This is a genomic window from Paenibacillus sp. DCT19 (genome assembly GCF_003268635.1).
GTDB lineage: Bacteria > Bacillota > Bacilli > Paenibacillales > Paenibacillaceae > Paenibacillus.
This window is the reverse complement of sequence record NZ_CP029639.1, coordinates 4,924,638-4,948,618: the sequence shown is the minus strand read 5'-3', so window position 1 is coordinate 4,948,618 and position 23,981 is coordinate 4,924,638. Positions and strand designations below refer to the sequence as shown.

18 protein-coding genes, 2 pseudogenes and 1 riboswitch are annotated in these 23,981 nt (G+C 45.1%); of the genes and pseudogenes, 14 read left to right on the top strand and 6 right to left on the bottom strand.

All coding sequences use genetic code 11. The annotated features are described in order from the left end of the window. Positions 1–164 precede the first annotated feature (164 nt). From DMB88_RS22645 to DMB88_RS22635, 3 genes are all read left to right on the top strand, one after another. The gene (locus tag DMB88_RS22645; RefSeq protein WP_254438313.1) at positions 165–611 is read left to right on the top strand and encodes a GNAT family N-acetyltransferase; all 447 of its coding nucleotides are present in this window, start codon (positions 165–167) and stop codon (positions 609–611) included. 143 nt (positions 612–754) lie between these two features. Beyond that, the gene (locus DMB88_RS22640) at positions 755–1,981 is read left to right on the top strand and encodes an MFS transporter (RefSeq protein ID WP_128103163.1); all 1,227 of its coding nucleotides are present in this window, start codon (positions 755–757) and stop codon (positions 1,979–1,981) included. Between the two features lie 13 nt (positions 1,982–1,994). Beyond that, positions 1,995–3,317 carry an LLM class flavin-dependent oxidoreductase gene (locus DMB88_RS22635; RefSeq protein ID WP_128103162.1) on the top strand — a complete coding sequence of 441 codons (1,323 nt, stop codon included), beginning with the start codon at positions 1,995–1,997 and terminating at the stop codon, positions 3,315–3,317. Positions 3,318–3,428: 111 nt separating this feature from the next. On the opposite strand, the gene DMB88_RS22630 is transcribed toward DMB88_RS22635, so the two are convergent. Then, positions 3,429–4,778 carry a response regulator transcription factor gene (locus tag DMB88_RS22630; protein ID WP_128103161.1) on the bottom strand — a complete coding sequence of 450 codons (1,350 nt, stop codon included), beginning with the start codon at positions 4,776–4,778 and terminating at the stop codon, positions 3,429–3,431. Next, positions 4,775–6,370 carry a sensor histidine kinase gene (locus DMB88_RS22625; protein ID WP_254438312.1) on the bottom strand — a complete coding sequence of 532 codons (1,596 nt, stop codon included), beginning with the start codon at positions 6,368–6,370 and terminating at the stop codon, positions 4,775–4,777. The genes DMB88_RS22630 and DMB88_RS22625 overlap by 4 nt, the downstream gene beginning before the upstream one ends. 431 nt (positions 6,371–6,801) lie before the next feature. Between DMB88_RS22625 and DMB88_RS22620 the strand changes: the two genes are divergently transcribed. The 5 genes from DMB88_RS22620 (at position 6,802) to DMB88_RS22600 (ending at position 13,118) form a co-directional block, all read left to right on the top strand. Then, a complete protein-coding gene (locus DMB88_RS22620) occupies positions 6,802–7,686 on the top strand; it encodes an ABC transporter permease (RefSeq protein ID WP_128103160.1) in 885 nt (294 codons plus the stop codon). Between the two features lie 18 nt (positions 7,687–7,704). Then, positions 7,705–8,574 carry a carbohydrate ABC transporter permease gene (locus DMB88_RS22615; protein WP_128103159.1) on the top strand — a complete coding sequence of 290 codons (870 nt, stop codon included), beginning with the start codon at positions 7,705–7,707 and terminating at the stop codon, positions 8,572–8,574. Between the two features lie 102 nt (positions 8,575–8,676). After that, on the top strand, positions 8,677–10,362 hold the full coding sequence (locus tag DMB88_RS22610) for an extracellular solute-binding protein (RefSeq protein WP_128103158.1): 1,686 nt from the start codon (positions 8,677–8,679) through the stop codon (positions 10,360–10,362). A 20-nt stretch (positions 10,363–10,382) separates the two neighbouring features. Further along, positions 10,383–12,092 carry a galactose-binding domain-containing protein gene (locus tag DMB88_RS22605; protein WP_254438665.1) on the top strand — a complete coding sequence of 570 codons (1,710 nt, stop codon included), beginning with the start codon at positions 10,383–10,385 and terminating at the stop codon, positions 12,090–12,092. A gap of 84 nt (positions 12,093–12,176) precedes the next feature. Beyond that, the gene (locus DMB88_RS22600; protein WP_128103156.1) at positions 12,177–13,118 is read left to right on the top strand and encodes a family 43 glycosylhydrolase; all 942 of its coding nucleotides are present in this window, start codon (positions 12,177–12,179) and stop codon (positions 13,116–13,118) included. A gap of 360 nt (positions 13,119–13,478) precedes the next feature. Here the strand turns inward: DMB88_RS22600 and DMB88_RS22595 are convergent, their stop codons facing one another. Further along, positions 13,479–14,513 (bottom strand): alpha/beta fold hydrolase, encoded by a 1,035-nt coding sequence (locus DMB88_RS22595; RefSeq protein WP_128103155.1) that lies wholly within the window; start codon positions 14,511–14,513, stop codon positions 13,479–13,481. Between the two features lie 677 nt (positions 14,514–15,190). Here DMB88_RS22595 and DMB88_RS22590 point away from each other — a divergent pair. From DMB88_RS22590 to pstB, 5 genes and pseudogenes are all read left to right on the top strand, one after another. Then, positions 15,191–16,591, top strand: a complete 1,401-nt coding sequence (locus tag DMB88_RS22590; protein WP_254438311.1) for a stalk domain-containing protein — start codon at positions 15,191–15,193, stop codon at positions 16,589–16,591. A 58-nt stretch (positions 16,592–16,649) separates the two neighbouring features. Beyond that, positions 16,650–17,513: a phosphate ABC transporter substrate-binding protein gene (locus DMB88_RS22585; RefSeq protein WP_128103154.1), complete on the top strand. Its 864-nt coding sequence runs from the start codon at positions 16,650–16,652 to the stop codon at positions 17,511–17,513. Positions 17,514–17,618: 105 nt separating this feature from the next. Next, positions 17,619–18,587, top strand: coding sequence for a phosphate ABC transporter permease subunit PstC (gene pstC / locus DMB88_RS22580; RefSeq protein ID WP_128103153.1), 969 nt, complete (start codon positions 17,619–17,621; stop codon positions 18,585–18,587). 68 nt (positions 18,588–18,655) lie between these two features. After that, positions 18,656–19,490, top strand: a pseudogene (pstA, locus tag DMB88_RS22575) (phosphate ABC transporter permease PstA). A 168-nt stretch (positions 19,491–19,658) separates the two neighbouring features. Beyond that, positions 19,659–20,413, top strand: a pseudogene (gene pstB / locus DMB88_RS22570) (phosphate ABC transporter ATP-binding protein PstB). 91 nt (positions 20,414–20,504) lie between these two features. Here the strand turns inward: pstB and DMB88_RS22565 are convergent. The 3 genes from DMB88_RS22565 to DMB88_RS22555 all read right to left on the bottom strand — a co-directional run bounded on the left by DMB88_RS22565 (position 20,505) and on the right by DMB88_RS22555 (position 22,849). Further along, on the bottom strand, positions 20,505–20,852 hold the full coding sequence (locus DMB88_RS22565) for a hypothetical protein (RefSeq protein WP_128103152.1): 348 nt from the start codon (positions 20,850–20,852) through the stop codon (positions 20,505–20,507). A gap of 25 nt (positions 20,853–20,877) precedes the next feature. Continuing rightward, positions 20,878–21,456, bottom strand: a complete 579-nt coding sequence (locus DMB88_RS22560) for a TetR/AcrR family transcriptional regulator (RefSeq protein WP_164848772.1) — start codon at positions 21,454–21,456, stop codon at positions 20,878–20,880. Between the two features lie 67 nt (positions 21,457–21,523). Beyond that, entirely contained in the window at positions 21,524–22,849 is a 1,326-nt protein-coding gene (locus tag DMB88_RS22555) for an APC family permease (protein WP_128103150.1), read from the bottom strand. A 234-nt stretch (positions 22,850–23,083) separates the two neighbouring features. Then, positions 23,084–23,197: riboswitch (guanidine-I (ykkC/yxkD leader) on the top strand. 70 nt (positions 23,198–23,267) lie between these two features. Between DMB88_RS22555 and DMB88_RS22550 the strand changes: the two genes are divergently transcribed. Then, positions 23,268–23,981 (top strand): urea amidolyase associated protein UAAP1, encoded by a 714-nt coding sequence (locus DMB88_RS22550; RefSeq protein WP_128103149.1) that lies wholly within the window; start codon positions 23,268–23,270, stop codon positions 23,979–23,981.

Genomic DNA, 23,981 nt, shown 5'->3' with positions numbered 1-23,981 from the left:
ACGTAAATGAAGAGTACTTTACTTACGAGAAGCAGCTTAATGGGAATACTTGTAGTTCATTCAATGACTTTGTTGTCCTAGTAAGCAAAAAAATGAAGGTAACTTTGTTTTCAAAGATGTATAGTGAGGTTCTAGAGAGGGGTGTTGAGGTGGTTCCAGTTACGATGCGACAATCACATCAGGAAGACCAGGAACAGCTTGCAGAATTAAGAGCCTTAGTTCTGTACGATGATCTAACGCGATTAGGGAGGTATGATGAGGTGAGGGTACGTGAACGTTTCCGTACAACATTCGACCCCGCCTATACGTGGATTATTGAAGCTGAAGGCTCTATGGTGGGATGTATTGCATTTAAGCCTAGAGCAGAGGAATATTTGTTAGAACATTTTTATATTCATCCAGACCATCAGGGCAAACGAATTGGAACGCAGGTGCTGAACATGTTACTGGATCGGGAAGAGATTCGGGGCAAACGAGTTACCTTAAATGTGCTGCAAGGAAGTCCAGCGCGGCGATTGTATGAGCGTCTAGGGTTTGTTCTGGATACGGAAGATGAGGTTGATGTGTTTATGTCCAAGCTAGTTCCACAGGAGTCTAACCATAATCATTAAATATGTTAAACAGAACATAGATCCATTCATTTAATTGTTGAATGGGTCTATTGAACTTTTCTATTATACATTCACGGTGAGATATTCTAATATACTCTATAACCTACTTTTTATATAGGAATTATTGAATATGAGGAATGTCGATGGTTCATTGGAAACGGAATCTGTATATTCTGTGGCTGGGCTTGTTCTTCAATCATATGGCATACACCTTATCTGTCCCGTTCTTTCCACTGTTTCTGCAAAATGATCTTGGCATCCATCAGGGGGTGGAGGTCTGGGCTGGCATCGCCATTTCCATTAGCTTTCTGATCAGTGGACTCTGTGCCCCGTTCTGGGGATCACTAGCGGACAGGTACGGTAGCAAGCTGATGCTGATTCGCTCAGGGGTCGGTCTGGCGATTGCACATTTAGCCAACTATTGGGTATACGATCCCTTTACCTTTATTGCTGTTCGGGTCTTCCAGGGACTAATGGCTGGCTTCAATCCGGCATCGCTTACGCTGGTTGGTACCAACACGCCAGAGAAACATGTGGGTTATGCACTAGGAGTCATCTCAACAGCTACAGCTGCTGGAAGCATTCTTGGTCCGCTGGCAGGTGGAATTCTTAGTCAATGGGTAGGTCTACGTGGCTGCTTCATTGCCTCAGGGATCATTACACTGCTATCTGCTCTCATGGTGCTGGGTGTCAAGGAATCACGTGAGCCTCGTAATATCGCTCGTTCCAGCATTCTAGATGACGTGAAGCAAGCAGCGAGCACACCAGGTCTTATGCGAATCTATGGGTTGATTTTGCTCGTCTCCACTTCAGTGTTAATTATTGAACCTGTGCTGACGCTGTACGTTGTGCAGATAGGTGGGGATGTCAGCCGTGCGACACTTAGTGCGGGAATTGTCTTCTCCGCGATCGGCATAGCAACGGTGATTATGGGGCCTCGTTGGGGACGGATTGGTGGAAGGATCGGATATGAGAAAACGTTGTTTATCGGTCTACTGGGTGGAGGCATCGGTAGCCTATTGCAGTTGACTGCGACGAATCTCATTTATTTCGGTAGTCTGCGGTTTGTGTATGGGCTTTTCTTCGCGGCTGTGTACCCGGCTCTTAATTCACTCATTATTCAATATGCTGCTAAGGAATTTCGAGGTAGAGCCGTTAGCTTAAGTCAGAGTGCAAGCCAGTTCGGTATTGTCCTAGGACCACTTCTCGGTGGCTTTCTGGGAGGGTGGACAGGTATTCCTTTTATATTCCTACTCACGGGAATTGTACTGCTCACTGCGGCTTGGGTGGTTAGGGCGAAGGAGTTCAAGCAAGGAACTGTTCGGCAGGTTGTGACGAGTGATCGTGAGACAACACTTAACAAATTATAGGGAGGGCTTCGATATGGCGCAAAGACAGTTGAGATTGGGAGCGAATCTAAACGGAGTTGGCAACAGCATTTCATTCTGGAGACATCCGGATATTCCGATTAATGCGAGTGTAAGCCTGGATTTTTATAAAAAACAAGCACTCAAAGCAGAAGAAGGCAAGTTCGATCTGCTTTTTATTGCAGACGGTCTCTTTATTAATGAGAAATCCAATCCTCATTTTCTGAATCGATTTGAGCCTGTAACGCTCTTGTCTGCGCTGGGGGGAGCAACCTCTCACATTGGTCTCGTAGCCACATTGTCGACATCATACAGTGAGCCGTTTACGGTGGCTAGACAGTTTGCTTCACTGGATCACATCAGTCAAGGGCGTGCAGGCTGGAATGTGGTGACTTCACCACTGGAAGGATCTGCCCTCAATTTTGGCAAAGGTGAGCATCCGAATCACGCGTTACGCTATGAGATCGCTGAGGAGCATCTCGAAGTTGTCAAAGGTTTGTGGGATTCCTGGGAGGATGATGCCTTTGTCGGGGATAAGGAGAACGGGGTGTTCTTCGATCCGGCGAAGTTACATACGTTGCATCACAAAGGAAAACACTTCTCTGTTCAAGGTCCGCTGAACGTTGCACGTTCCAAGCAGGGACAACCGGTTATTTTTCAGGCAGGCTCTTCTGAATCCGGTAAGGATCTGGCTGCTCGATCGGCTGATGCAATCTATACGGGACATGAGACGTTAGAAGAAGCGCGCGAGTTCTACCAGGATGTGAAGGCAAGAGCAGCAGCTTATGGACGCAACCCCGAAGAACTGCTAATCTTCCCTGGCATTGGGCCTATCGTAGGCAGAACGGAAGAGGAGGCTGAACGCAAGTATCAAGAGAGTGCTGAACTGGTCAGTATTGATCAGGCGCTGAATTACTTGGGACGGTACTTTGAGCATTATGATTTCTCTCAATTTCCACTGGATGAACCGTTCCCTGATATTGGTGATCTGGGCAGCAACAGCTTCCGCAGTACAACGGACAAAATCAAGCAGCAGGCTCGTGAGCAAGGGCTGAGCCTACGCGAAGTAGCTCTGCTTGCTTCAACGCCAAGAACATCCTTCATCGGCACACCCGAGCAAATCGCTGACCAAATTCAGGAATGGTTCGAAGGTGGCGCGGCGGATGGCTTCAACATTCGTACCGTTGTTCCAAATGGCTTGGCGGATTTCGTGGATCTAGTCGTTCCGGTATTACAAGAGCGGGGCTTATTCCGCACAGAATATGAGCAGGATACATTGCGGGGTAACCTGGGTCTTCCGATTCCACATAATCGATATTCACTTGAAACGGCACAATAAAAGAAAAACCGCTCCAAGGCTGGGAACGGTGAGATGATTAACATGAAAGCTCGATGTTGAATGTTGCATGTTAAAAGCTTGAAATGACCCGTGTGCTAGTGAAATACGTCTTTATTGGTGAGTCATGTTTCTCCGATACTGGTATGGCGTGACGCCGTACTCCTGTTTGAACAACTGAATGAAATATTGAATCTTACGGTAACCGATCATTTGCGCAATATCAGCTATTCGGAGTTCGGAATCCTGGAGCAGCTGGGAAGCCTTCTCCAACCGTTTTCTCGAAATGTAGTTGGACACGTTCTCTCCCGTCTCTTGTTTGAACAGCTTGGAAAAGTAGACCGGATGAAGATGAGCAACTTTTCCTAATTCATCCAGGCTAAGACCGTGGGAAAGGTGGTCTTCAATGTATCTTCGTACTTTATCAACGATCGTTTGAATGGACATTTGTTTGTTGATACGGATTCTGCTGAATGTATCGATGAGAATTGGCCCGAACTTGTCGGGATCTTGAAGCCGATGGAATATCCAATCGGCTATTTTTGTTGTATCCTGATTTTTGTCCTTAAGATAGATCGACGTGATGATCTCCATTAGATAGATTCGTTTATGTTTTCTATCAGCGATTCGCTCATACGTATGTATGATATTGCCCATCGATTCCGAATCACTTTCCACCGAAGAAAGGGCCCCTAACCCAACAAAATCGCTAGAGCTAACGTCTTCATTCAGGAAAAAACGATAGAATTGTTCCCGTGTCTCATTCCGGTTGGTCAATGCGAACGGTGAGGACATGATCGCTTGCTTCAACTCGGTAGCGAGTCTTCGTGCTGCTTCTTCGGGTATACAGGCGACCAGATGTGATCCTGAAGTCCAAACGAATGGATTAGATGGTTCGGCAACAGTGTGCCTGATACGTGCTACATCTGCTTCCGTGTAATGCTCAAGCTTGAAGTAGCAATAACGAGTTTCTCCTAAACATGCTGTGTATACATCATACTCTTCCTTTAAAGTTTCGTTCTGAGAAAGTAGCGAGAGTAGATAGCCCATACCATTGAAGTGTTCCCAATTGACGGCGTGAACAGGGCGTGATTTCTGAATTTTTTGAATGGCTTTGGACATCGCTTTCTCCACGTCGTCTTTATCAACTGGTTTAAGTAAATAGTCCAAAGCCCCGAGACGGATTCCTTGCTGTGCATAATCAAACTCGGAATATCCGGAGAGGATGATGACTTTGGTTGCCAAGTTGTTCTGATGAATGTGGTGCAGCAGATCGATTCCCGAAACCTCAGGCATGCGAATGTCCGTAATCAAAACGTCGATCGTACTTCCATTCAACATTTCTCTCGCTTCAATGGAATTGGTCGTTGTCTCAATCTGATGAATACCGAAGGAACGCCAATCCACCAAATGCTTCATATACTCCACGACATAATGCCCATCATCAACAATTAACAGCTTCATATGCTCTCTCCTTTCTCTGTCGGAACGTGAATCATCAGCAGGACAGATAGTCCGCCCCAGTCATTGGTTGAAAATGCTAGCCCACTACGCTCGCCATACGTATTTTTGAGACGCCGATTAACATTCCACAGACCCACACCTCGGGTTCCTTCAGGCGGGGTGTCACTATCAAGCTGTCCCTCCACCTTTCGGATTTCATCCGGTGTAAGACCTTTTCCATCATCCGATACCCGAATGAAAATGACTTCTTCTGCCTGTTTAACATCGATGTTTACCCGGTTGGCTCCCTGTTGCCCTTCAATACCATGCTGAATGGCGTTCTCCACGACAGGCTGGATGATTAGTGGCATGATTGGGAGGGAGGCGAGTTCGGACGGAAGATCGATGGCATACTCTATTTTTTTACTCAGGGTCATGATGATTAAGAAGTGTTCCGCAAACTGCAATTCCTCTTGTAACGTGACTTCATGTTTATCCAGTCTGGTCAAGTAACGATAATATTCAGCGAGATGTTTGCTCATTCGCATGACAGCATCAGGGGAGAATTTGGCTACCGACATAATGAAGAATAAACTGTTGTACAGAAAATGAGGATTAATCTGGGCTTGTAGTTGCTTCAGCTCCGCACTCCTTCTCAATTCCGTCTCGGTCTTCAAGGAGACAAATAGATCCTGAATCTCAGCTACCATGTGATTAAAACTTCGAAACAGGACGTAAAATTCGTTATCCGTATTTTCTGTAATTCGTGTACTATGATTGCCCTGCTCAACCTGCAAGAATTTTCTTTCCATTAAGCGGATATTACGATCGTAATTCCGGTAGAACGTAAAGATGACAATCAGCCCCAGTGTCAGAACGGCTATAATACTGATCAGGAATACCTTTCGATTATGATCAAGTGGTTTAAGGAAATCATTGGTACGTGTATAGGTGATCAGATAGGTGTCGAGCTGTTCAATATAACGGGAAAGCACATAATAGTTTTCGGAATTCGTATGATAATCATATTTTAGTGTGGCTCCTTCTTGCGGTAATAGAAGATCTGAAATCGCTTTCAATAGATCGTTATCTACTTCCTTCTCGTCCCATAATCGGTGGTCGTCAAACCATAGAAAAGCGTTCGAGCTATCATTGTTAACAGCCTTCTGAAGCAGGCTCTTCAGGTAATCATTGTTCAGCTTAACGCCAACAACATATTGAACGGGCTTCAATTGCTCGGATTTTTGGATATAAGGGTAGGCTGCAAAATAATACAAGCTATCATCGATAATACGCCAGCCGGCTCGCTGAATCTCGTTAAATGGAAGTCGCGCCTCCAGCGAATTGCTGGTAGACAGAAACGTTCCTTCATTTTTCCAATAGATCCCGATAGATTCAATGGAACGGCTAGACAGAAGGGTTTGGCGTAAGCGATCAACAATGTCATTTTTCTTCATCTGGGAATCGTAATTACTCAGCTCCAGCACTTGCCTCTGATAAAACCTGACGTCACTGTCAGCTGCAAACTGAACCCCGTACATGTTAGCCTCATACATAATTCCATCCAGAATGCCCTTTACATAATCAAGCTGGTTCTTGGAGGCTGTGATCAAATTTTCCTCCAAAGTCTTCGAACTCAATCGATTCATCACGAAGAATAAACTCAGTGTTAATAACAGAAAAAAACAAAGAAATAGATAAAACGTTTCATGTACATTTTTCTAATCATGTGTATTCCTTTCCTACACGTATAACTTAAAGTGCGACGGATTGCAATTTCATTTTCATCATAAGCCAATCTGGATCAAAGCGGAAGAGTGATCGGACTTTAAAATGAAAGCGGTTTAAAAGTGATTCAGATTGAGGTTATGATCTTCACATTTTGGCATTTTGACATGAAAGCGCTTTTGTTAAGCTTACATTACGAGGACGCGTCCCCAGAGCCATCACAGAGGAGGTATGCACCATTAATGAGATTGGTTCCGTAAAAACAGGCTCGAATATAACGCCCAGGGTGTCCCGGCGAACGCCTTGGAAAAAGGAATTGAAGAAGAGCTGGCCACTGTATGTATTGTGTGTTCCCGCGTTCGTATTTGTTTGTATCTTTTCATATGGTCCGATGGTTGGTCTGCTTATGGCTTTTCAGGATTACAAACCATGGCTCGGGATCTCAGGTTCCCGTTGGATCGGGCTGGACAATTTCGAAAGGATCTTCCGGTATGACGAAGCAACGCAAGCCATTATCAATACGTTAATTATCGCCGTTTCCAAAATTATCGTGGGTATTATCGTTCCGATCATCATGGCTATTTTGCTGAGCGAGCTGCGGAATGTTGGCATTAAGAAAAGTGTGCAGACACTCGTTTATCTGCCTCATTTCTTGTCATGGGTTACGGTTGCAGGGCTCATGATTAACATCCTTGGATTGGATGGCGGTATTAACCAAGTGTTGACTCAGCTGTTCGGTATCTCTCCCATTTATTTTCTGGGTGATCCAGATCTCTTCAGATATACGGTGGTGGTCAGCGATGTATGGAAAAGCTTCGGGTTTGGCATGATCGTCTATCTGGCGACCATTGCAGGCATCAATCCTTCGTATTATGAGGCGGCCGAAATTGATGGTGCGACACGTCGCCAGCAAATTTTATACGTTACCCTGCCAAGTATGTTGCCAATGATTATTGTCATTTCTACGCTCAGTCTGGGAAATATTCTGGACGCAGGGTTTGATCAGGTATTCAACCTCTACAACCCACTTGTCTACAGTACGGGAGATATTATTGACACCTATGTTTATCGTTCTTCCTTGTTGAATGGGCAATACGGATTCGGTACAGCGGTAGGGTTGTTCAAATCGGGGATCAGTCTAATCTTGATCGTCGTATCCTATAGGCTGGCCTATAAGTATGCCAACTACAAAATATTTTAACAGGGAGGGAGGGGCAGCATGTACCATAAGACGACAGGGTATAGAGTTTTCTCCGTATTCAATTATGCATTTATGATCTTGGCTGGACTGGTGTGTTTTCTTCCACTGCTTCATTTGCTCGCGCAATCCCTCAGTAGTAAAGCGGCAGTAAGCGGTAATCTGGTATCATTTTGGCCAGTCGGCTTCAATACGGACGCTTATGTCAAAACGTTTAGCAATTCCAATTTTATCAGTTCCATGTGGACTTCGATTCTTCGAACGGTTCTCGGAACATCCATCAGCATGTTTATTCTTACTTGCGCAGGATATGCGCTGTCCAAGGAATTCCGGGGACGCAACGCGCTGATGTGGTTTTTTATCTTCACGATGCTCTTCTCTGGGGGATTAATTCCGTCTTATATTTTGGTCACAGGTCTTGGCTTGAAGGATACCATCTGGGCGTTGGTCTTGCCAGGAGCTTTTGGAGCGTATAATCTGATTCTTCTTGTTAACTTCTTCAAAACGATTCCGAAAGCGCTGGAAGAAGCAGCATTTATCGATGGAGCTTCCTTTTTTGCAATCCTTAGCAAAATTTATTTACCGTTGTCTCTACCAGGCATAGCTACGGTATCCTTGTTTATTATGGTGGGGCACTGGAACTCCTGGTTTGACGGTATATTGTACATGTCGGATGCGAGTAAGTATCCGCTGGCTTCTTTCCTACAGACCGTAGTGGTGCAGAGCAACATGCAGAACATGGCGATGAGCCAGTCGGAAGTAGAAGCGATGTCGGAACAGAGCATCAAGGCAGCCCAAATTTTCGTGAGCACACTGCCGATTATTATGGTCTATCCTTTTTTACAACGATATTTCGTGAAGGGAATTGTGCTGGGGGCTGTCAAAGAGTAAGAAGAGGTACAAGAGGTAAGTATATGTTCGGGATTCATGCTTACATGGTCTGGATTCCATAGTATTCATAGCAACACCAGTCGAGCAGAGGGGAATAGTTCCGTGAACAGAAAAAATGTGATGTGGAAAATGTTAAGTACAATCATGTTGTCAGCACTTGTTGTCGCTGGTTGTAGCAGTGGAGAGAGCAATAACGTTGCTACGCCAGAATCCGTGCTGAAGGATGGAAAGTATGATCCGCCATTGACCATGACGATTGCCAAACAACAGGATGAGAATTCGGGCAAATACATCAACGGCGAAAGCCTGAATGACAATGTGTTAACTCGCTGGGGAGAGGAAAAGCTCGGCATTAAGATCGAAACTACGCTGCTTGGGGGTGATGCTTCACAATATAATACCAAGTTACGGCTTGCACTAACGGGTTCAGAGAAGCTGCCAGACGTTCTACCGGTCTATGACACAATGCTGATTAACGACTTGATCGAATCTGGACAGGTAAAGGAAATTACGGAAGATATCGCAACATACATGCCTGACCGCATCAAGGAAATTTACAAACAATATCCATCGACCTTCAATCCGGTTGTTCGCGACGGCAAAGTGTATGGTATGGCGATTGCGCCAAATCTCACAGAAGGTGAAGTCATGTTGATTCGCCAAGATTGGCTCGACAAACTGCAATTGAAAGCGCCAACAACACTGGAGGAGTTCGAGCAAGTTATTGCGGCATTTACGAATGATGACCCGGATGGTAATGGCAAGCAGGATACATATGGCTTTACTTTCTCGGGGAAAGATTCGTACAACACAGGCTGGGTGAGTGATCCGGTCATGATTTTCAGTGCATATACAGGTAAACATCTTCCAAGACAATGGGTTAATGATAATGGCAAACTGACCTATGGATCGGTCGCTCCAGGCAACAAGGAGGCACTTGGCAAGCTGCGTGATTGGTACGCTAAAGGATATTTGAACAAAGAGCTGGCTACGCAGGGAGCATGGGACGCTTTGTCAGACTTTACGGAAGGCAAGGCAGGCATTATCGTCGGTCGACCTTGGTTATACGGCAGTGTGAAGGATGTGGAGAAAAATATTGAGGGTGCCAAAGTTGTTCCCTATCCAACCATCCAAGGTGTGAACGGGGATAGAACCTATCAGACTGCTCAATTGAACGATGGCGTATTTATGTTTAACAAAGACTTTCAGAACATGGAAGCTTTCTTCCTGTACTACGATAAAATGTACGATGCGGCGTTTGGCACAGGAGAATTTAAATACGGCTACGCGCAGGGATATGACTACGATATCGTCAACGAAGAAGTCATTTTTGACCCACAGCAATTCAATACACCGTTAGAAGCCGTGCAAGGGGTCGGGAAAATGGCCTTTACGAAAAACACACCAAGCGTCGACGGCCCTGGTCAGTCTTACTATGATCTGGCTAATGGCGTAGAACCGGATACAGGTGTTCTTCTCCAGAGTGCTTCAAGGGATCAAACGACCAAAGACGGATATCGAATCTCTTATGAGAACCGGGATTCCTTGATACCCAATGATTTTAACGGGCCACCTACACCAACAATGCAAAATATATGGGAACAGTTGACCACGATGGAACAGGAGATATTCACCAAAATCATTTATGGCAATGAACCGCTCGAAGCGTTCGATACCTTTGTTAAGCAATGGCATGAGAAGGGCGGCGATGAAGTAACCGAGGAAGTCAACGATTGGTACAATCAAGCGAGCAAGACAGATGTCATGGCATTGATGAATCTGAAATAATAAGGAGATGACTCAGCGTGATGATAAAAAAATCAAGAATAGCAATCATTGTTGCATTTCTATTGCTGGCATACCATTTCTCTGCTGTTGTACCAACCACTCAAGCTGCGGGTGATGAGACGAATATTGCTGCAACGCTGTTTGTACTAAAGAACGAATCTGAGGTGAACAATGCCAAGATCCACTGGGCGCCTGTTGACGGAGCAACCGGGTACGAATTGCTTCGATCCGAGAACAATGGAGCTTATGAGTTATTACAGACCTTAACCGGGACAACAACAGATGATTATGGTCTTCAACTAGGTAGCACATACACCTATCAAGTGAAGGCATATGGGGGAAGCTCCGTGATAACATCCGCGGTTTCACCCGAATATACGCCATATGTGCTTCCAGCGAATCTTACGACGTTTGATAACACCACTAAGTCAACGCTGAACCTGCCGAATGAGCTGAAAGTCGGGGATACCTACTACAGATTCAACTTTGTGCAAAAGCCTACAGGTGGATTCGGTCAGATGATCCAACAGACGTCAACCGATGATATTACCTATGGTAACGATAAAGTAGTGTTATCTTATACCGATCATCCAGACTTAGCGGATAGCAAATTTGAAGGCATCAATATTTTATATCATGAGTCCACCAATCAGTTTGTATTTTGGGCTCACTATGAGAACAGCACAGACTATACACTTGCCAGAGTGTCGGTGGCATCTGCCACGCCTGGAGAAGATTTTACATTTCATAAGAGCTTCCGACCAGGTGGAAATGAATCCAGAGATATCTCTATTTTCAAAGATGATGATGGGACAGCGTACTTGATCTCAACGGCGAATAATAATTCGGATACGATATTGTATCAGTTAACCTCCGATTGGCTAGATGTCGATCATCAAGTGTCTACTATTTATCAGAACCAGCACCGGGAACTGCCCAAGGTAATCAAGAAAGACGGTATCTATTATTTATTTTCCTCCCAAGCTGCGGGCTGGTATCCAAGCATACCGATGTACTCATCTGCCACAAGCCTCGATGGACAGTGGTCTGAACTACGCGTAATTGGCAATACCTCGACCTTCTCGGCACAGTCTGGCTCAGTTATGCGGGTAACGCCAGATACAGGTGACAATGTTGTGATGGTTGCATATCGCTGGATGTTCGGATGGGCAGGCACGCAAAATGGAACCACAGAGGAACGATTGTTACCTGTTTGGTTCTCTAATGGATACGCATTCTATGATTATTTTGATCAGGTTCTCTACGATACGGACAATGATGTCGTCGTGCCTGTACAGCATGGAAAACTGCTGTCACAAGGGAAAGAGGCAACCGCACAAACGGCTACAGGAACGAGACCAGCAAGTTACGCCAATGATGGCAGCTATCAAACCGAATGGGTGGGTACTAGCGTTGCGTGGCCACATTGGTGGAAGGTAGATCTCGGATCAGAACAGCAGATTAATAATGTACAGATTTCGTGGTGGATGCAAAAGGGCTCCGAAGGATTCTATAAATATAAAATCGAGACGAGCAACGATAATGTGAATTGGACTGTTGCATTGGATCGAACGGATAATAAATCCTACGGATTTACTTCGGACACCCTCTCTAGCACGGCTAGATATGTGCGAATCAATATGCAGGGTGCTACGCTTCACAATAATCCTAACAACTGGTACACACCAAGACTATGGGAAGTCAAAGTGTTTGGAGAGGACATCGAGTAATCCTGTGAGTCAGTCACCTGATTAACGATGTACTAATTAATGATGTTTTCCAATCGTGAATGACAACAGAAGAGAGGTAACGTCATGAAGACAACATTAGTCAACGGTAGTCTCTGGAATGATGTCAACGGTGAACCCATTCATGCTCATGGTGGGCATATGTTATATCATGAAGGTTACTATTATTGGTACGGTGAAGACCGAAGAGATGATAACTATGTGAGTTGTTACCGATCCAAGGATCTATTCCAGTGGGAGTTTCGGAATCACATCCTGACGACTTCGACTCCCACGGCATCCATTCGAGTCCGCACCAAGCTGGAATTAGTGAATGATGAGGGTGGGAAGGTAAACCTTGAGCGTCCCAAAGTTCTGTTTAATTCCGTGACTAAGAAATTTGTGCTCTGGGTGCACTATGAAAATGGAAAGAACTACAATGACGCGGCATGTGCTGTAGCCACCTCTGATTATCCGGATCGTCAATTTGTCTATCATGGCAGTTTCAATCCTTACGGGTATATGTCGAGAGACTGCACACTCTTCCAGGATAATGATGGAACAGCCTATTTTATCTCAGCTGCCAGAGACAATGCGGATCTGCATATCTATCGTCTTCAGGAAGATTATCTGAATGTGGAACGTTTAGTTTCGAAGCTGTGGCAGGGAGAATATCGGGAAGCCCCAGCCGTGTTCAAGCGAAATGAGAAGTATTATATGGTTACCTCTTTTTGCACAGGATGGAATCCGAACCAAGGGAAATATGCAATCGCGGATTCAATGCAAGGTTCGTGGAGCATGCTCCATGACTTCGGTGATGAGACGACGTATCGTACACAGCCGGCTTTTGTACTGAAGCGATCAGCGCAGGAGTACCTTTATTTTTCGGATCGCTGGAATGGGTCGGATTATTTTCAGTCCAGTTATGTCGTGTTACCTATTGAGTTCAATGACGCTGTGCCCGTTCTTAACGAGTATGCTACGTTGACCTTGGATGGAGAGACGGATTCAATCCTGTTTGCAAAATAGGTTATACCGTACCTTCTGAGCCAGTCTGCTCATTCATATCCAATGCTATATAAATTGAACTAAACATTTACACGGAAACGGAGAGGACAGAAATAACCTGAAGAAGCGGAGCGGTCGCCTGAAAGCTTTCTGCAAGAAAGCTACATCGGAAGCATAAGCTATCCCCGGATTTTCCCCTTAAAGAGGGAATCAAAAAAATCTGGGGATAACAGCGATCGTAAGGTTGTTCTGTCATTGGAGTGGCAAGTGTAAATATTCTTTAGTTCAAGTTATATAGATCGCTCTGCGAGTCGTTCCATGACTTGCAGAGCTTTTACGAGTTCTGGCGCGAGCGAGTGGGCTGGATGCTTATACCGCATGTTAATTATTAAAAGTATCAACCATCCAATTGAAGAACTTCTGCTTTTCTTCATAGTGGGGATAGTGAGCTGACTGCTTGTAAGAAATAAATTCTTTGTGCTCTGCTTCAATGCTGTCGAAGAACAACTGAGCTGCATGGGATGAAGTCATAAAATCGTAATCTCCCATAATGAAATAAAAGGGCAGATCCAGCTTCGTAATTTTGGATGGTAAAGGATGATTCATAGCCTCACCGATCAGCACCTCTTGTGAAAATGTAATTCCTCTATTGTAGCGGATGGCATCAAGCATCGTATATTCACTGCTGAAAGTCATTCCGAAGAAGGTGGCTTCAGGACTGTCGATCAACCTTGAAGCACCACCATATCGCTTCACGATATCACGCGGTACAAAGGCCTTCCCCTGTGTAATGGCTGCATACATCTGCTGCAACTGGTGTACGTCCTCATCATGACCAGCCAATCGGGCTTGTTCCATCACATGATTCCATCCGTCCGTCTCGCTCTGCTGGATATCCGCCATTTGTCCAATCCCGATGTAGGCTTCATATTTGTCCGGTGCTTGCTGTGCAGCAAGCGTGCCGATGTACGTGCCGTAGGAATGACCCATCAAGATCACTTTCTCTTTTCCCAGACGTGTAGTGATGTAATCCGTGATGGCTAGTGCATCCTGTACTAACAAGTTAGCGGAGAGATTGGAGTAGTCTTCAAAAAAATGATAGGACTTGCCACTTGCTCTCTGATCATAGTTGACTATCGTAAATCTCGTTTCTAATAGATCCTGAACCTCCTTAGCATAAGGAATCTCAGATGCACCAGGTCCACCATGGATATATAGAATAACCGGATTATTCAGATCCTGGCCCCGGATCATGATCTCATGATCTGTGCCATTGATGTTCACTTGCTCTAGTATATGGATACTGTTAGAACCTTCTATGGAGGATGTCCATGTTGGAAAATAAAGAACGGTAATACTGAGTGCCAACACTGTAATACTCAAGCATAACAACATCGTTTGTTTCACCTTTTTCATAGGGGATGTACCTTTCTACTTCAAAGTTATCCATGTGTTAGTTGCTCATGAATGTATACCCTTATGTTACTTGATCGGTGATCATTTCAAATCGTACGCTGGTGTGACATTATCGTCGGTCTTGAGTCTTAGGCGGGATTTTGTCGGATTGTACTGTTGTTAGGTGTTGTGTGGGAGCGATCTGGAGCAATATACGAGGAAATAAATAAGTAGATTAAGCGATTTATGTTGATCGAAAATCAAGAGTTTCGTTAAATGACGATATGAATTTACATTCATATAACAGCGCTTAATGTAGTAAGCGATCGAATTGAGCAAAAGCGACAAATTAATCTAACATATGAAGTGATATTCAACGCTTTTCATGCGTCACAGATCACGTTCTACGCGCTCTTTGGGGTGATATGAAATTATTTACAATTCATGCACAATCCACAGATTTCCTTTTTACAAATCGCTCCTATAATAGCAATCGTACAAGGTGATTTTGAGTAGAAACGTGGAAGTCTGGGGGGATGAGCAAGCTGGTTGTTAACGGTCATTTTGCATCAATTCAATAGGTGATTCTTGCAGCAAATGATGCAAAATGCAGATCCGAGCAATGATATGTAGTACATGAACAGCAGGACACGACAAACAAGGCAAATTATATGGGAAAAGAAGGGTGAACATAGCCAATGTTAATGAAAAAGGCGTTAGTAGTGTCCATGGTAGCCACAGCGTTAGGCACTTCTGTTGTAAGTGCGGTCTCGGCTGCTCCTGCCGTGAAACCTGTCTCCAATGCAGCTCAGATCCAACATTCCACGTTTACCATAAACGGCAGTACCGTCACGATTCGATCGATCGTTAAGAACGGTGAGACGTTGGTATCCCTTCGTGATGTGACCAAAGCCATCGGTGCACAGACAGAGGTACATAACGGAACCACAACGATCAAGTTAAATGAACATACTGTGCAACTTCAACAGAATTCCAAACAGTTCGTAGTTGATGGTACAACAACGAATCTGACACAACCGGTTACCCTGATTGGGGGAACAAGCTACGTAGCACTTCGTCCGCTCATTGCTGGAGTTGGCGGTACTCTCGTGAAGAGAGCGGGTGTACTTGAGGTTAGCACCATCCCATTGTTGGCAGAAGCCGAGAGTCCACGTTTTGCTGGAACGGACAAGCTGATTGTATCCAAAAATGACGACAAGGGCAGATCCGACTATCTCGTGAATGCAACGAACGGTAAATATAAATTGTTGTTCACGACAGACGGCGGATCAGATCTCGTTATCTCCCCGAACGGTGACAAAGCGGTCTATACCAATGCCGAAGGCGCCGTTTACACCATTGACCTCACTACCCAAAATTCAAAATTAATTACGAGTGATAACAGCATCAAGTCCGATCTGGTGTGGGCAGCAGATGGTAGTGCGATTTACTTTTTGCAAGGGGAAAAAGGATCGGTCATTGCCAAGCTGAACCTGGCTGACGGAGCCATTACCAAGCTGGTGGAAGACAAGGTGGATTATAAAGAGAATTTGAACGTTTCCGCAGATGGCAAGAAATTTGTTTATACAGTAACGTCACTTAGCAAAGTCACTTCGGATTCAACGAATGTTGACGAAGATAATGTATCGATTGATTTCTCGTCTGATCAACAGCAAATTTATTCGTATAACATCGGTGATTCAAAACCAGAAGCGGTGAAACTCACAACAACAACGGATGACAAGCTGTTTGTATGGTCTGCAGATGGACAGAAGGCTTATTACGTTAGCGTACCGTCTACAGAGGGTAAGGCAACACTGATGTCTGTTGATTCATCCCAAAAGGTGAGCTTTGTGTATGCAGATTATGACGTAGAGCAAGCGATTTTATCGAACGGAAAATTGGTTGTACTTGCCGCTCAAGATGATAACAACAGCGTGATTTATTCCATCGATACGATCACAGGCAACCAGACGAAGCTATTCACGGTATCCTCGAACGTATCCTCCATTGCGGTTGTTGGATCTCAGATTGCAGTGGTGGAGAATGGTCAGGTGCTGGTGAGTTCAGGACAGGGCTGGAGAGCTGTAACAAAGTAAGACTTGAAAAAATCAAATATTAACAATGCTTGTTAAATTGAGAGGAGCTTATTTTCCCATGAAAAAATGGATCAAACCCTTCACAGCAATGCTTATGGCGGTATCACTAATTGGTGGACTTGGTTGCGCTACGACTGCATCTGCTGCCAAAAGCACGGAGAAAGGCAAAATCGTAATTAACGGTTCCTCGGCGTTGCTGCCACTTACACTTCAAGCTGCTAGTGAATTCAAGAAAGATAACCCAAAGGTCAAAATTTCTGCTTCCGCAGCGGGTTCCATCACAGGCCCTCAATCGGTTCGTAAAGGCATTGCTGATATTGGCGCGGTAGACTGGGATGCTTCCAAGGACGTACCTGGCTTCAAGAAATTTGATGGCTTGGTAGCGAATCCGGTAGCTGTAACAGTGTTCACGGCGGTTGTGAATACGAATGTCGGTGTAAGCAACCTGACAACGAAACAATTGCAGGATATCTTCTCTGGCAAAATTACGAACTGGAAAGAGGTAGGCGGTTCGGATGCAAACATTGTTGTAGTTAACCGCAAATTCGGATCAGGCACACGTGTTAACTTCCAACAAAAAGCACTGGATGGCAAGGATTTCATGAGCAAAGGGGACAACTACAAAGAGGTTGGCTCCAGCGGTGATATGAAAACAACGATTGAAACGACACCTAATGCAATCGGGTATATCGACCTTCCGTATGTAACGAGCAAAATGAAGGCTGTCTCCATTAACGGTGTAGCACCAACAGAGAAAAACGTTCTGAACAAAACGTACAAAGTATGGGGCATTGGATACTATATGACGAAAGGTCAGCCAACAGGAGCAACCAAAGCGTTCATCGAGTATATTCAGAGCAGCAAGTTCCAGAATGGTTCCCTGAAAAAACTGAAATTCATTCCACTCGCAGCTGTTAAATAACTTATAGTGCGTGTTCGTTAATTCCACATTTCATAAGGCAAGGGATAGCCAGCTTCCGCGCGTGGTCGCCAAGCTGGCTTCTCTATGTGAAAGGAAGAGTCCGTCATGATGGATATGAATGCACCTGCCAACAGCTCCGCGCCAAATGAGCTTGGCTCAGGTGTGGGTAAGGCTCCCGGCTCGGGAACACGCTTTGACCGGAAGGCCCGCCTAAGGTGGTCTAACAAACTATTTCGCGTGATCTGTATTAGCAGTGCACTATTGGTATGTCTGATTTTGTTATCAATACTGGTTCTTATGCTTCGGACGGGTGTCCTCACATTTGCAGATGTTTCATTGAAGGAATTCTTCTTCTCCACAAACTGGGACCCCGAAAATGAGCACTATGGCGCGCTGACCTTCATTCTGGGCACGCTGGCTCTGACAGGGCTCACCATGCTGTTTGCCATCCCGATCTCGGTCATCGTTGCAGTATTTCTGGCGGAGATGACTCCGAAATGGCTTCGACAAGTGTTACGTCCTGTGCTGGATCTGCTGGTGGGTATTCCTTCGGTCGTATATGGTTTCCTGGGACTGACGATCCTCATCCCATGGCTTAGAGAGATAAGTGGCAACGATCTCGCCGACGGCCTGCTCGCAGCCTCCATCGTGCTGACCATTATGATTCTGCCTACGATCAGTCGGATTAGTGATGATGCGATATCAGCCGTGCCGAATAAATACAGGGATGCAGCGTATGCGCTAGGTACCAACCGTTTTCAGACGATAACCCGTGTTGTCTTACCAGCTGCGAGAGGTGGGATTACCTATGCGGTCATTCTCGGAATGACTCGTGCCATTGGGGAAACGATGGCTGTGGTGATGGTCATTGGGAATACAGCACAGCTTCCAAACAGTCTGTTTACACCAACATCGGTGTTGACGAGTAATATCGTTATGCAAATTTCAAGTGTAGAGTTCGATTCGACCTGGAATCGGGGTCTGTACATGATGGGCTTTATTTTGCTCGCGATCTCCATATTGATGATTGTTGCCGTAAGAATGTTTCAGAGAAAAGGGGTACAAGGCTCATGAGTATGAGAAAAGAGGTAAGCGCTGGTTCCCCTTATTTATTCAGTAAACGTAGAAAAGCTTCCGTGCTGATGGATCGGCTGTTTACGGGCACGGTCTGGGGCATAGGTATCGCTGTAATCCTATTTATCATTGGACTGCTATTTCTTCTGCTGCAAAAAGGCCTTCCAGAGCTGAGCTGGGACTTCTTATATGGTTTACCAAGTGAGATTGAAGAAGGCGGTGGGATAGGGCCGGCACTATTTAATTCATTCTATGTGCTGATCATCTCGCTGCTCGTCTCTATTCCTATTGGCATGGCAGCCGGAATCTATCTGGCGGAATTCGCTCCGAACAATAGACTCATTGAGTTTGTACGAATCTGTGTGGAGGGATTGTCCTCTGTTCCGTCGATTATTTTTGGATTGTTTGGGATTGCCTTATTTGTGGAGTTCTTCGAAATTGGTCTAACCATCTTGGGTGCAGCGATCAGCCTTGCTTTCTTGAATCTGCCGGTGCTGACGCGGGTGACCGAAGAATCGATTCGAGCGGTTCCGGTAGAACTTCGCAATGCATCGTTTGCACTAGGCTCAACGCATCTACAGACGATTCGTAGCGTATTACTGCCTGTTGCCCTGAACGGGATTATGACAGGGATCTGCCTTACCGCAGGTCGGGCATTCGGTGAGAGTGCCGTTATTATTTTGACCGCAGGCGTGTCCACTTCGGGGAGATGTGGGATTTCAATCTGTTCTCGCCGGGGGAACCCTCGCCGTGCATTTGTGGTATATCCAATCCGAAGCGATTGTACCGGATGCCGAGCTGATTGCACAGAAAACGACGGCTGTACTGATCTTCGTAGCCTTGCTCATTAATATTCTGTTCCGTGTGCCACTGTGGTTGAATGCACGCAAAACTCAAGTCTGAAGCTGTATGCCTAGTCTAATTTGAAGAGGCAATGCGAGGAAGAGCTTATGCTTACGTAAATATTGAATCTAAATGTATAGGTTAATTTACGACAATATCGTTTATCTGGTTTATCCTTCGCATAAGCAATAAAGAACGTAATTCAATTCACCACTGGGAGGGCACCTTGTGCAACCTATTATCGAAATTAATAAGCTGAATTTATATTATGGTACATTCCAAGCGCTTAAAGAGGTTTCGATGGACATCTCGGAACGGGCCATTACTGCATTTATCGGGCCGTCTGGATGTGGGAAGTCCACGCTGCTACGTACGCTCAATCGAATGAATGATCGGATTCCCGGTACACGCATTGAGGGGAAAGTGGCTGTAGGAGGAACTGATATCTACCATGGGGAAGTGCATGTGGAATCCCTTCGCAAAAAAATCGGAATGGTCTTCCAGCAGCCCAATCCTTTCCCAAAATCCATCTACGAGAATGTAGCCTTTGGACCAAAACAACATGGGATTCATGGCAAGAAAAAGCTAGATGAGATCGTTGAACAGAGCCTTCGTTCGGCTGTGTTATGGGATGAAGTGAAGGATAACTTGAAGCGTTCCGCATTAAGTCTATCTGGAGGGCAGCAACAACGTCTCTGTATTGCACGCGCATTGGCGGTAGAGCCGGATATTCTGCTGATGGATGAGGCTACAGCGTCCCTTGATCCCGTCTCAACTTTCAAGATTGAGGAGCTGACACATGAATTGAAGGAACGCTACACCATCGTCATGGTCACCCACAATATGCAGCAAGCAGCGCGGGTATCCCAGCAGACGGTATTTTTCCTCAATGGTGAAGTCGTGGAGTACGGCGCAACTCAAGATCTATTCGCAAGTCCGTCGATTCGCGTACACAGGATTATATTAGTGGTCGATTCGGCTGATCAAGCAAGCGCATTACAAGTTATATTTATGACAGCTATATCAAATATCAGATGCAAGTCTTTCAGAGCTGTTCTGAAAGACTTTTTATTTTCACATTTTCCAAGGAAGTTTCGGAATGTTATAACGCAAAAAGGTTGTATGTTCATACTTAACATAGATCCAGGGCGGTGATGGGGGAGTGTGCAATGCTTTGTATAACGGTATTCCCTCATCGCTGGCGGCATACTCCTCAAGCGTATCCATACCCTCAAAATCAACCTTTCCCTGATAGGATAAAGTCTGACCGTTAAGCGTGACATGAGGTGCGCCTGACAAAACTCTCTTTGCCGTGTTGAAGATGCCGACCTTCCCGGAAGACCATAGGAACAGATCACTTGCAACGAATAAACTTAACACAAGGAGTACAATTGTAATTCCGCGTTTACGTGTGATTTTCATGAACGTAACCTCCACTAACATTCATTCACAAGGTATTTGAGACAGCAGGCCATGTCGTTTGCAGTCTGGCGTAGGCATACTCCCTACCGCTACGCAGTAATTCAACCCACAACCCTTGCAGATATACCCTGAAGAAGGCTATGGAGATCTCTACGGCTGAAGAAGGTACGGGTAAAGAACCCGATCTTTCGTTTTCGAACAGAGTAAACAATAGCTGATCTAGCGATTGCATATAATAGGTGCGCCGTTCATGGATTTGAGCCCGCAGATGTTGCGGCGGATAGAGGCATGTTCGGATGATAAAAGCAACGCTTGATTCCTGCTCATACCGTTCCATATAGTGGGACAAGTAACGAAGTAATACCTCTTGTAGTGACCCTTCATGTCCATGTCTACGTTCCAGCAACTGACGGGCATAGCCTAATTCGGTTTGGAGTGCATCATTCAGAAGATCAAGATATAGTTCGTCTTTACTTGAAAAATAAGTATAAAGTGAGGGTTTCTTAATACCCACCTGAGTCGCAATTTCATGCAAAGAAGTGCCCTCGAAGCCATGCTTGGAAAATAACAGCAGGGAAGCTTCTTTAATTCGATCTAACGTCATCAGATCCCTCCTTTCCAGTGCAAACTCCATACACGAACTCATTGGTTCCATTTACATCCTGTTCTTATTATACAGCTTCATCCACCTTTGCCATGTTCACTGTTGCTGGCTTTACTTTTTTGATGACATAATAAATTAATCCTGCAATGAGCCATCCAGCGCCAAGCAGCAACGAAGATAGATCCAGTAACATGATGAGATAAAATACAAATCCTGCACCGATCAGTGGACATACCAGTCGGACGAACAAGTCCTTTGGCGAGCGCTGCTTTTCACGAATAATATAGTGCGAAATCACGGATAAATTGACAAACAGAAAGGCGGTTAATGCGCCAAAATTAACGAATTTAATGGCTGTTTCAAGGCTGATGAACATGGCAGATAACGAAATAATACTCATCAGAATAATGTTGAAAGTTGGTGTACGATATTTTGGATGAATGGATGCAAACATACGCGGGAGCAAAGAGGTTCTTCCCATCACAAACATCAGACGGGTAACAGTAGTCATGGAAGACATGCCCTGAGCAAGAACGGAGAAAATAATGACAAACGTAAAGATGGAGGCTAGCAAAGGACCACCAATAACTTGCATGAGTTCAAATCCTGCGGAGTCCACATTGCCGGACGTAAACGAAGGGTACATTTGCTGAATCAGAAATGCGGTAACAAAGTACATCAAGCCTGCCATCAACACGATAATAAGGATAGCACGTGGAATCGTCTTTTTGGGTTGCTTGGTCTCTTCAGTCATCGTTGTAATGGAGTCGAAGCCAAGGAATGAGAAGCAAACGAGGGAAGCTCCGGCAAGAATCGTAGAGAATGACACTCCCTCCTGAACAGCCAAAGGGTTCCAGCCTGCGGTGATCCCGCCTTGAAACGCTCGGTACACCAATAGAGCGCAAAAACCAGCGATGAACAAAATCTGCATCAACACAAAAATTTTACTAACATTGGCTGATGTCTTGATCCCGATAATATTGATGATCATGACTACAAGTGTGCACAACACAATCCAGACAGAGGCAGGCACCGAGGTGAATTGTGCATGTAGATTAATACCGAACATGAGCACAGCAATGATGCATGAGAAAAGGTAATCGAGCAGGATCGCCCACCCCACCAGGAAACCGATAAATGGATTCATGGATTTAGTCGTGTACGTGTAGGCTGATCCAGATACGGGGAACGCACGAGCCATCTGACCATAGCTCAATGCAGTGAATAAGATCGCGATAAATGCGAGTACATATGCGGCTAACAGCATGCCCCCAGATCCTTCATGTAACACACCGAAACTTGTGAAAAAGATCATTGGTGACATCCAAGATAGCCCCATGGTCACGACGTGAGTTAGAGAGAGTTCTCTCTTCAAAGTTAGTTTATCTGACATAAAATCTCCTCCTGGTTTCGGAATGAATCGATGATATACCGTGGTCTTTGTCATGACACCTCACATTTAACCAAGGAATTTCTGAAAGCACAAGCTTTTTTTTCGTGAAAACGAGTTTAAATGTCAAAAATAATGACGTAAAATAGATCGCTATATTGAAGTGAATATTTTCAAATAAAAATGCTCTTGTCACACTTTTTATTGTGTGTTAGGATTGTTAACATCAAATCAAATAAAAATGTTTTCTAGGGTTCCGAACGGCTCGTGTCGTTGTCTGGTCCGAGAGAAAACGCATGGATGCAGTGTAAACGGCAACCATGTACACGGCGGGAAAAAAGCCCGGGAGAATGTACCAAAATTCATTTTTGGTATTTCTCCCGGGCTTTTTTATTTTTTTTACTACACAGGAGGTACTGATATGACTTCAATTCGCATCCAAGCAGGTGGCAAGTGGTCTGGTTACATTAGCCGGGGGAAGAACATTCGAATGACAGCAACAATGGATCGAGCCAATCTGACCACCCTTCTGTTCCACGCTTCAGATCCTACTGAGCGTTATAACATGCCGGACTCGCTGAAAGCTCAACATACAGCTTACTTGACAGCAGGTCATGTGTTAATGAGTGATCAAGGGCGCGTTCTTGCCTCCATCACAGATGATACGACAGGCTGGCATGACACCTTGTCTGGTTACACTACTCGTCAAAGTACCGATCACCAATATGGACTCACCTCGTATCAGAATGAACGTAATGCTTGGTACCGCAGCGGCTACGAAAATCTGATCGTGGAGATGTATCGACACCAGCTAACGCCTCGTGATCTGGGTACACCGATTAACTTTTTCTCCAAAGTGATCTGTGAACTCGATGGTACGATGCGATATGAGCAGCAACCTACAGCGGGCACATCCGTAACGCTCCGAACAGAAATGGACCTCCTTCTCGTTGTATCCAACACGCCTAATCCACTAGACCCTGAAACAAGTTATCCTGATTCCGCCATTGAACTGACATTTAGCGAAGCTGAACCTGTGACATTAGATGATCGCTGCGTTGTGCACTGCGATGAGAACCGAAGAGCTTTTGAAAATACCTGGCAAGCATACGCGTTATTGAAGGGAGCTCATTAA

What these genes read in the sequence shown, in the direction of transcription:
- DMB88_RS22645 (WP_254438313.1), top strand. Translation starts at nt 165, where the DNA reads ATGCGACAATCACATCAGGAAGACCAGGAACAGCTTGCAGAATTAAGA.
- DMB88_RS22640 (WP_128103163.1), top strand. Translation starts at nt 755, where the DNA reads ATGGTTCATTGGAAACGGAATCTGTATATTCTGTGGCTGGGCTTGTTC.
- DMB88_RS22635 (WP_128103162.1), top strand. Translation starts at nt 1,995, where the DNA reads ATGGCGCAAAGACAGTTGAGATTGGGAGCGAATCTAAACGGAGTTGGC.
- DMB88_RS22630 (WP_128103161.1), bottom strand. Translation starts at nt 4,778, where the DNA reads ATGAAGCTGTTAATTGTTGATGATGGGCATTATGTCGTGGAGTATATG.
- DMB88_RS22615 (WP_128103159.1), top strand. Translation starts at nt 7,705, where the DNA reads ATGTACCATAAGACGACAGGGTATAGAGTTTTCTCCGTATTCAATTAT.
- DMB88_RS22605 (WP_254438665.1), top strand. Translation starts at nt 10,383, where the DNA reads ATGATAAAAAAATCAAGAATAGCAATCATTGTTGCATTTCTATTGCTG.
- DMB88_RS22600 (WP_128103156.1), top strand. Translation starts at nt 12,177, where the DNA reads ATGAAGACAACATTAGTCAACGGTAGTCTCTGGAATGATGTCAACGGT.
- DMB88_RS22595 (WP_128103155.1), bottom strand. Translation starts at nt 14,513, where the DNA reads ATGAAAAAGGTGAAACAAACGATGTTGTTATGCTTGAGTATTACAGTG.
- DMB88_RS22590 (WP_254438311.1), top strand. Translation starts at nt 15,191, where the DNA reads ATGTTAATGAAAAAGGCGTTAGTAGTGTCCATGGTAGCCACAGCGTTA.
- DMB88_RS22585 (WP_128103154.1), top strand. Translation starts at nt 16,650, where the DNA reads ATGAAAAAATGGATCAAACCCTTCACAGCAATGCTTATGGCGGTATCA.
- pstC (WP_128103153.1), top strand. Translation starts at nt 17,619, where the DNA reads ATGATGGATATGAATGCACCTGCCAACAGCTCCGCGCCAAATGAGCTT.
- DMB88_RS22565 (WP_128103152.1), bottom strand. Translation starts at nt 20,852, where the DNA reads ATGAAAATCACACGTAAACGCGGAATTACAATTGTACTCCTTGTGTTA.
- DMB88_RS22560 (WP_164848772.1), bottom strand. Translation starts at nt 21,456, where the DNA reads ATGACGTTAGATCGAATTAAAGAAGCTTCCCTGCTGTTATTTTCCAAG.
- DMB88_RS22555 (WP_128103150.1), bottom strand. Translation starts at nt 22,849, where the DNA reads ATGTCAGATAAACTAACTTTGAAGAGAGAACTCTCTCTAACTCACGTC.
- DMB88_RS22550 (WP_128103149.1), top strand. Translation starts at nt 23,268, where the DNA reads ATGACTTCAATTCGCATCCAAGCAGGTGGCAAGTGGTCTGGTTACATT.